Annotated in this window: 1 pseudogene; it reads left to right on the top strand. The window is 71.1% G+C overall.

Features of this window, described 5'->3' with window-relative positions:
* Positions 1–1,583 (top strand): annotated as a pseudogene (locus ELR45_RS10745) (type IV secretory system conjugative DNA transfer family protein); the annotation flags it as partial.

The raw sequence follows: 1,583 nt of genomic DNA, 5'->3' as shown, positions 1-1,583 counted from the left end.
GGTGAGCGGGCGTCGGCTGCGCGCCGCCGCACGGGCCGCCCGCCACGTCACCGCCGGACGCTCACCCCGCGTCATCGGCCGGATACTCGACGTGATCACGCCCACCGGGGGTCGCCCACCGTCCGGAACCCCGCGGCAGACGCAGGGGACACCGGATCGCCAAAGGGTCCTGGAACACTCCGCGATCGACCGCGCCATCGTGTCGAAACAACGCGGCCCGCGCTACGAGACCGTCATCCGCTACGCCGTCCGCATCACCGGCCGCGGGACAGGCTCGGCTGATCGGGCACGGGGCCGGGCACACGCCATCGCCGCGTCCTTCGCCACCCTCTCGGAACTGAACTACTACCGCCGCCAGCGCCTGCCCCGACCCACGTACACAGTTCAGGAGCGGCGGCTGGGCCGCGGTGACCTACTGTCCGTACCCGAACTCGCCGCCATCGCGCACCTGCCCACCGACGACACCCTCGCCGGGCTGGAGCGCGCAGGCGCCCGCGCACTCGCACCCACGCCGGGCATCCCCACCACGGGCCCGCAGGTGAAGCCGCTCGGCGTCGCCGACACGACCCCGCCACGCCCGGTCGGCCTGCAGACGGTGGACGCGCGCCACCACGTCCACATCCTCGGCGCGACCGGGTCGGGCAAGTCGACCCTCATGGCGCACATGATCCTCGCCGACGCGGCCGCAGGCCGAGGTGCGGTGGTCATCGATCCCAAAGGTGACCTCGTCACCGACGTCCTCGCGCGTCTACCAGAACAGGCCGCCGAGAAGACCGTGCTGTTCGACCCGGACAGCCGCGCCGCGTCGCCGTGTCTAAACCCGCTCGACGGCAGCGACACCGACATCGCCGTGGACCAGATCGTGTCCGTGTTCCGCCGCGTCTACTCGGCGTGGTGGGGCCCACGCACCGACGACATCCTCCGCGCGGCATGCCTGACCCTTCGTGCCCAACCCGGCATCACCACGCTCGCCGACCTGCCCCACCTGCTCTCAGACGCCGCCTTCCGGGACCGCGCCACCCGCGTCGTCACCGACCCCATCCTGCGAGGGTTCTGGACCTGGTACGACAACCTCTCCGAACCCGCCCGGGCGCACGTCGTCGCACCGCTGATGAACAAGCTACGCGCCCTGCTGCTGCGCCGCTTCGTCCGCGACGCCATCGCCGCAGGCCCCTCCACCGTCGACATGACCGACGTCCTCGACGGCGGCGTGTGCCTGATACGCATCCCGAGCGGCCGACTCGGTGACGACACCAGCCACCTGATCGGGTCCCTGGTGCTCGCACGCGCCTGGCAGGCCACCACCGCCCGCACCCACCACCCACCCGACCGCCGCCGCGATGCCGCCATCTACATCGACGAGGCGCACAACTTCCTCCACCTGCCCTATCCGATCGAGGACATGCTCGCAGAAGCACGCGGATGCCACGTCTCGATCGTCTTGGCGCACCAGCACCTCGGCCAACTCGACCGATCCCTGAAGGAAGGCGTCAGCGCGAACGCACGCAGCAAGGTGTTCTTCACCGCCTCCCCAGAGGACGCGCGCGACCTGGCCCGCCACACCACGCCACAGCTCAGCGAAC

The organism is Phytoactinopolyspora endophytica (assembly GCF_004138495.1).
In the GTDB taxonomy this organism is placed as follows: domain Bacteria; phylum Actinomycetota; class Actinomycetes; order Jiangellales; family Jiangellaceae; genus Phytoactinopolyspora; species Phytoactinopolyspora endophytica.
The sequence above is the reverse complement of the archived record's forward strand: the minus strand, read 5'-3'. Positions and strand labels throughout refer to the sequence as shown.